This window comes from Jannaschia formosa (assembly GCF_003340555.1).
Classification (GTDB): domain Bacteria; phylum Pseudomonadota; class Alphaproteobacteria; order Rhodobacterales; family Rhodobacteraceae; genus Jannaschia; species Jannaschia formosa.
Window position 1 is genome coordinate 1 of record NZ_QPLJ01000054.1, and the last position, 7,098, is coordinate 7,098.

The 7,098-nt window shown below is 66.8% G+C and carries 2 protein-coding genes and 2 pseudogenes; 1 reads left to right on the forward strand and 3 read right to left on the reverse strand.

The features are described from left to right. Positions 1–137 precede the first annotated feature (137 nt). Positions 138–1,306, forward strand: a protein-coding gene (locus DR046_RS22385) for an IS3 family transposase (RefSeq protein ID WP_115384566.1) whose coding sequence is annotated in 2 segments (ribosomal slippage) — positions 138–402 and positions 402–1,306 — 1,170 coding nt in all. Because the reading frame shifts where the segments join, the coding sequence is not laid out codon by codon here. A 37-nt stretch (positions 1,307–1,343) separates the two neighbouring features. Here DR046_RS22385 and DR046_RS22390 read toward each other — a convergent pair. From DR046_RS22390 to DR046_RS22400, 3 genes and pseudogenes are all read right to left on the reverse strand, one after another. After that, a pseudogene (locus DR046_RS22390) lies at positions 1,344–1,487 on the reverse strand (IS6 family transposase); the annotation flags it as partial. Positions 1,488–1,627: 140 nt separating this feature from the next. After that, positions 1,628–6,478, reverse strand: coding sequence for an ExeM/NucH family extracellular endonuclease (locus DR046_RS22395; protein WP_115384567.1), 4,851 nt, complete (start codon positions 6,476–6,478; stop codon positions 1,628–1,630). A gap of 308 nt (positions 6,479–6,786) precedes the next feature. Beyond that, positions 6,787–7,098 (reverse strand): annotated as a pseudogene (locus DR046_RS22400) (hypothetical protein); the annotation flags it as partial.

Consider the following 7,098-nt stretch of genomic DNA (forward strand, 5'->3'; position numbering starts at 1 on the left):
CTGTCGAGAACCAGCCGCACCGCCCGCTCGCGCACCTCAGGAGAAAACTTGTTCGTGGTCTTGCTCATGATGCTCCACCCTACTCAGAAGTTGGAGCCTCCGGCAAACCCGGCGCGGTTCAGATGGAGGATAGAGGATTGCCCCAGAAGAAGCACAAGCCCGAAGAGATCGTCGCGAAGCTGCGGCAGGTCGATGTGTCGGTATCGCAGGGCCAGTCAGTGGCCGAGGCGGTGCGCTCGATCGGCGTGACGCAGTTCACCTACTATCGGTGGCGCAAGGAGTATGGCGGGCTGAAGACCGACCAGGTAAAGCGGCTGAAGGAGATGGAGAAGGAGAACGAGCGGCTGCGGAAGGCCGTCTCCGACCTGACGCTCGAAAAGCTGATCCTTCGAGAGGCTGCCTCGGGAAACTATTAAGCCCCGCCCGCCGCCGAGCCTGCGTCGATCATGTCCGGCGGAAGTTCTCCATCTCGGAGCGCTTCGCCTGCCGGGTTCTCAGTCAGCACCGTTCGACCCAGCAGAAGGTGCCGCAAGGCCGGGCCGATGAAGATATGCTCACCGCGGACATCGTCGCGCTTGCCAGCCAGTATGGGCGCTACGGCTATCGCCGCATCGCGGCTCTCCTTCGGGACGCCGGCTGGGCGGTGAACGTGAAACGCGTCGAGCGGATCTGGCGGCGGGAGGGGCTGAAGGTTCCCCAAAAGCAACCCAAGAAGAGTCGGCTTTGGCTGAATGACGGGTCGTGCATCCGTCTTCGCCCCGAGCGGCCAAACCATGTCTGGTCCTACGACTTTGTCGAGAGCCGGACCCATGATGGAAGGAAGTTCCGCATGCTCAATGTGATCGACGAGTTCACCCGGGAATGTTTGGCCATCAGGATCGACCGGAAACTGAACTCGGCCGCCGTGATCGATGTCCTGCCCGATCTCTTCATCCTGCGAGGCGTGCCCGGCCATGTTCGATCGGACAACGGCCCTGAGTTTATTGCCAAGGCCGTGCGGGATTGGATCGCTGCCGTGGGCGCCAAGACGGCGTTCATCGAACCAGGTAGCCCTTGGGAGAACGGCTACTGCGAGAGCTTCAACTCAAAGCTCCGCGACGAGCTGTTGAACGGCGAGATCTTTCACTCGCTCGCCGAGGCACGGGTGGTGATCGAGGCGTGGCGCGTCCACTACAACACCGTGTGGCCCCATTCGTCCCTGAGCTATCGCCCACCGGCGCCAGAGGCAGTCCTCTGGCCGTCACGCGGCAGCGGTTCGCCCCCACCTCAAGCTACGGCATTGGCGCCGAGACCCGTCATGCACTAAGATTGAAACCGGACCACCCAATTGGGGCAGTTCAGTCTTTGTGGCTCACTTCGAGGCCGCGCTCATGGAACAGGTCCTCCACGTTGCGCAGCGACAGTGGAAATCGGACGTAGAGCATCACCGCCAGGCGGATGATCTCCGGGGACATCTTGAAGTACCTGAACGGAGAACGCTCGAACATCGGGGCAGGGTAGAGAGGCCGCTGCCCCGCCTCAAGCCGAGTTCCTCTGACAAGACCCGCCGCAGTCACGGCGCGCGATCAGCAGCACATCAAACGAGGATCTTGCCGGATGTGCCCGCCCCTTTTCCCGGCCTGCGGGCTCAGGTGAGCATATCGGTAGTCCCGAGGTCGAGGCCGAGGATCACCGGGTCGTGGTCGGAGGCGGCATAGGGGCTTGGCTCAAAGAATGCGGGATCGTTGAACCGCGAATTGTAGTTCAGCAGGTCCGGCTCGTCAGCATTGATGTGCCACTCCGCAACGCCCGTCACCGCATCCGCGATACCATCCGACGCCAGCGCCTGGTCGAGAGAGCCGCGCTGACCGTTGAAGACGAAGCTGTAGGCCTCGTCTTGGCCAATAAAGGCGTCGACAAGGTCCTCGAGCCCGGCATCGGTCAGCGTCTGGACCGGATCCTCCTTGGCATAGGCGTTGAGGTCGCCCATGACGAGGTAGTCCTCGACCCCGCCCATGTAGGTGGTCTCGAGCCAGGTGAAGAGCTCCGCCGCCGCATCCGCCCGGACCTGGTTCCAGAAGCCCTGGCCGTCGCCTTGGTCGAAGTTGGCGTCGTCGATGACCGCGTCGATGTCGGCCTGGGTGATCTGGGTCCCGCCGCCGTCGAGGTAGTCCTGGGCCGCGTCGACCAGGTCGTCGAGCCCGCTGTCGCCCTTGGACTTGAAGTGGACGGAGACCACGGTGAACGTCTCGCCCGTCGTCAGGTCCTCGAAGGTGGCGGCGACCGCGGGGCGGTTGCGCTCGAAGTCGCCCAGCTGGTCGAAGGACGGGACCACGTCGTTCAGGACGTCGGCCAGGGCGAAGGTGTCGGCCGCCGACGCCTCGTCGAAGACGAGGAAGTCGCTGTTGATCAGCCGTACCTGGGTCTGGTCGAAGATCATGCCGGTGGTGATCGCGTCCGTCCCGATGAAGCCGCCGATGCCGGTCGGGTCCACATACGCGAAGTCGTCGGAGCCGATCTCGGCGTTGATGGCGGCCACCAGCGTGTCGGGCGCTTTGCCCGCGCCGAAGCCGTCGTTCTCGATCTCCTGGAGCGCCAGCACCTCGGCCCCGGTGCCGAGCACCGCGGCGACGATCTTGTCGGTCTGCCGCTCGAGGTCGAACTCGCTCGACGCGCCGCGGGGCGACAGGTTGTTCGGGCCCACCGTGTTGCCGGACAGGGTCGTGAAGTAGTTCAGCACGTTGAACGCCGCGACCTGGATGGTGCCGCCCACGTCGTCGAAGCCGTCGGGGCGCTCGTTCGTTGCCGGGTCGATGTTCAAGGGCTCGTCCACCAGCATCCGGTACTGTCCGAAGGCGAAGCGCATGACGCCGGTCGTGGTCCCCTCGATCTCGGCGCCGAGGCGCAGGGTCGGCCCGTCCTCGATGAAGGTGTCGCCCGCGTCGAGGTAGCCGTTGCCGTTATCGCCGGGGGTGGTGTTCGGGATGAATTCGAAGGCGACGGGGTTCTGACCCGAGACGCCGTCGTCAATCAGGAGCCGATTGTTGGCGTTGGCTTCAGTCAGCGCGGCGATCTCCGCCGCCTCCGTCTGCGCGTCGAAGAGCTGGGTCGGCTGGTACTTGTTGCCGGCCGAGACCGCGATCTCGCCGAAGCGGTCGAGGTTGAAGTTCTCGGTCACCGTGATCCGCTCGCCCGCGATTCCGCTGTCGAGCGCGATGCGCATGCCCTCGACGGCCTCGAAGTTGACTGCCGCCCCACTTAGGAGCACCGCGGCGGCCGTCGGCACCGGATTGCCGGAAGAGATCACGCGCAGCCCCGACAGCGCGATCTGGGTTTCGCCGAAGAATTCGTCGACGATGCCGGCGGCCTTGACCAGGTCGCCCACGGCCACGGACGGCATCCCGCCGGTGAAGACGAACACGCCCTCCGACGTGGCGGCGTCGCCGTCGGCGTCGGAATCCTCCTCCTGCAGGAAGAAGCCGTTGGAGACGACCTTGGTCACCACGGCCTCGACCGTGACCGTTTGGTCCAGGAGCGGGCTGTCGGCGCCGGCGCCCTGGACTTCGGAGATCAGCGTGATCGTGTCGTCGTCGAGGATCGTGACGCTGGCCGCACCCTCCACGATCTCCCCGCCGACCGCGTTGGCCAGGGTGACTTCCAGCGCCTCGTCGCCCTCGGGCATCTGGTCGCCGGTGACGTCGAGGGTGACGGTCGCGCAGCTCTGCCCCGGGGCGAAGGTCACCGTGGCCGCGAGCGTGGGAACGGTGAGGTCGTCGCCATCCACGCCGCCGCCGATCGCGATGTCGACGCTGCCCGGCTCGGAAAGGTCGCCGGCGCGCGTGATCTCGAAGGCAAAGCCGGTGGTTCCGCTGTCGCCCTCGAAGGCGTCCTCGTCCAGCGCCGCGATCGCGTAGGTCGTGGCGGCATCCGTGGCAGCCGGCGTGGGCGAGTAGGTGCCCGAGGCGGAGAAGTCTGTCGCCGTGAACGTGCCGCCGCCATCCTCCGTGCGGGCCGCGCCGGCGGGCAGGAAGCTGCCGTCTGGCCCCACCACGTTGCCGGAATAGAGAAGCGGAGTCCCGCCGTCGACCAGCGCGACGGAGTCCACCACGGAGGCGAACGGGGTCACGTCCAGAACGCCGTCGTCGTCGGTGTCGAGATCGTCGAACCGCGCCGCGCCGGTGAAGCCGTCGACGAGCAGGAAGGTCGAGGCGGTGTTGGTGAAGGTGTCGTTGGCGAATGTCAGGTCGGGCTCCACACCGAAGGTCGCCTGTGCCTGATCGCTTGCCGTGAGCGCAAAGCCGTTGCTGCCGAGTGCCAGGCCCGAGAAGTCGAGGATCGACCGGATCTCTCCGTCGCCGTCGAGCTGCAGGAGCGCGTAACCGTCGAGCGACGTGCCCGCCACACCGAAGAGTTCGGCGAACTCCCAGTCCGTTCCTGTGGTGCTGACCGCAAGTTCGTTCAGCGTGACCGTGGCGGGCAGGGGATCGTTCGCGGCCCCCGGCGTCTCGGGGGCGCCCGCGTCCCAGGTCCCGTCGTTGTTGCGCTGGAGCGAGGAGCCGATGGCCGTGCCCCCGCCCTCGGCGACGCCGATGTCGGTGGAGGTGAGGCCGGCAACCGTGCCCTCCGCAGCAGTGAAGCTGCCCTCGTAGCTCAGGAACTCCAGCACCGTGCCGCCGTCGACCAGCGCCACGCCGTCGGGCGCGCCGTTCTGGATGCCTGAGACGCCGAAATCGGCGATGTCGAGCACGTAGTAGTCGAAGAGCGCATCGGAGCCCGAGAGCTGACCGCTCAGCGAGGCGGTGCCGTAGATCGTGCCGTTCGAGCCGTTCAGGAGCTCCACGAACATGGCCGAGACGTTGGTGCCGGTGTCCACCCGGACCTCGATGAACTCGCCCGCGTCGGCGCCGTCGTTGTCGTAGTGGACCTCGTTGATCCGGGCGTAACCCGGGGCGGGGGGCGGGGTGCCGCCACCGCCGCCGCCACTGCCGCCAGCGTTCTCCGCACCCGGGGTCTCGTCCGCGGGGCCGGTCCAGTCGTCGCCCTCGCCGCGCTGCAGGGACTGGCCCGCGAGGGTGGAGGAGCCCTCGGACGCGCCGATATCGGTGGAGGTCAGGCCGGCTGCCGTCCCCCCGGCAGCGGTGAAGCTGCCCTCGTAGCTGAGGAACTCGAGCACGCTGCCGTTCTGGATCAGCGCCACGCCGTCGGGGCTGCCGTTCTGGATGCCGGCGATCGGCAGGACGTAGTAGTCGTATGTCCCGTCCGTCCCGGTGGGCGCGGCCGGCAGCGCGGCGGTCTGGTAGACTAAGCCGTTGGAGCCGTTCAGCAGCTCGACCGACAGGCCGGAGACGTCGGCGCCAGCAGCCACGCGGACCTCGATGAACTCGCCCGTGTCGGCGCCGCCGTTGTCATAATGGATCTCGTTGATCCGGGGCGTGATCGCCGCGCCGGACTGCGCCACCTCCACCGAAATCAGTTGGCTGTCCGTCCCGCCATTGCCGTCCTCGACCGACAGCTCGACCTCGTAGGTCTGGCCGCCCACGGGGGCGGAGGCAAAACTCAGGGCGCCGGTCATGGCGTCGACATCGAACAGGGCGGCATCGGCGCCGCCGGTGACGGCGAAGCCCAGCGCGTCGCCGTCGATGTCGCTGGCCGCGAGGACGGGGGCGAAGCCCGCCGTGTCCTCGGCCACGCAGAGCTCGGAGAGGGCAAAGAGGCGCGGCGCGTCGTTCCGCCCTTCGACGGTCACGGTCACGGTGGCGGTGTCCGTTCCGCCCATTCCGTCGCCGACGGTGTAGGTGAAGGTGTCGGTCGCCGTCTCTCCCACGGCGAGGTCATCGAACAGATTGCCGGGATCGTATGTGACCTCGCCTCCGGACAGGGTAACGGTGGCACCCGCGGCGCTTCTTGCGTCCACGGCCACGACGGTCAGTGTGTCGCCGTCGAACTCCCGGTCATTGGCCAGCAGCGTCGTCGCATCGAGGATCAGCGCGCTGTCCTCGTCTGTCGTGGCGGTGTCGTCGCCGGCGAGCGGGGCGTTGTTGGTGCCGTCGAGAAACAGCGTGTAGTCGTCCGCCGCGAAATAGAGCGCCTCGATCCCTTTCAGGAAGTCGGACCCCGCATCGCTGACATCCTGACCGGTCGCGGTGACGCGAACCACTTGGTTGAAGCGCCCGAAGGTCGCGATCTCGTAGTCCTCGACCGCCCCGTCATAGACCGCCGTATCGTCGCCGGGTCCGCCCTGGATGCGGTCGTCGCCTTCGCCGCCGCGGATGCTGTCGTCGCCAAAGCCGCCGAAGAGTTTGTCGTCGCCCGCGCCGCCATCGATGTCGTCGTTGCCAAAGCCGCCGAAGACATGATCCCTGTCCGCACCAGCAGCGATTTCGTCATCGCCGGAGCGGCCAAAGATGACGTCGCGCCCGTCGGCGCCCTGCAGCGCGTTGCCGAAGACGTCTCCGAACACAACCTTGCTCAACGAAGCCTGCTGCTTCTTGCGTCCCATGGCGAATCTCCGTCTGCGGCTGTTTTGATTTCCTCATTGATTTCCAATGAACCGCTATTTGTTTGATTTGACCAGCATTGTGTTTTGCCCGGGTCCGCATCATGCGCCATGCTTGCCCGTCCAACTCTAGTACTACAGTTGCGCATTTAGCCGTAGCCTTCGATGGCCTATGGCGGCCGCGGCTCGGTGCTGTCGTCGGCATCGGGACCAGTGCCGGACGAAGGCGGCACGTGTCCGGTGTGGGATCACGAGCTTGGCGATCAGGGTGCGCAGTTCGGGCATGCTCATGATCTCCGCCGCGGCGACGGTCACGCGGCCGCGTGGACGTTCCGGTGCGGCGACGGACTTGTTTTGTCTTCGGGCGGTTTGCCGAAGGCGGCGCGGGCCTGCGCGGCGGCGAGCGTGGCGAGGAAGGCCTGCGCAGCCATGACGAGGGTCATGTGGCGGTGCCAGCCGTGCCAGGAGCGGGCCTCGCAGTGGTCGAGGCCGAGGTCGTCCCTGGCGCGCAGGAAGCATTCCTCGATCGCCCAACGGCTGCCGGCGGCGCGGGCAAGTTCGGGCAGCGCGGTGCCCTCCGGGGCACAGGCGAAGAAGTAGGCCAGCCGGTCGGGCTCGCGCGG

Bases quoted from the DNA above. Each gene is read 5' to 3' on its own strand.
- DR046_RS22395 (WP_115384567.1), bottom strand. From the start codon at position 6,478: ATGGGACGCAAGAAGCAGCAGGCTTCGTTGAGCAAGGTTGTGTTCGGA.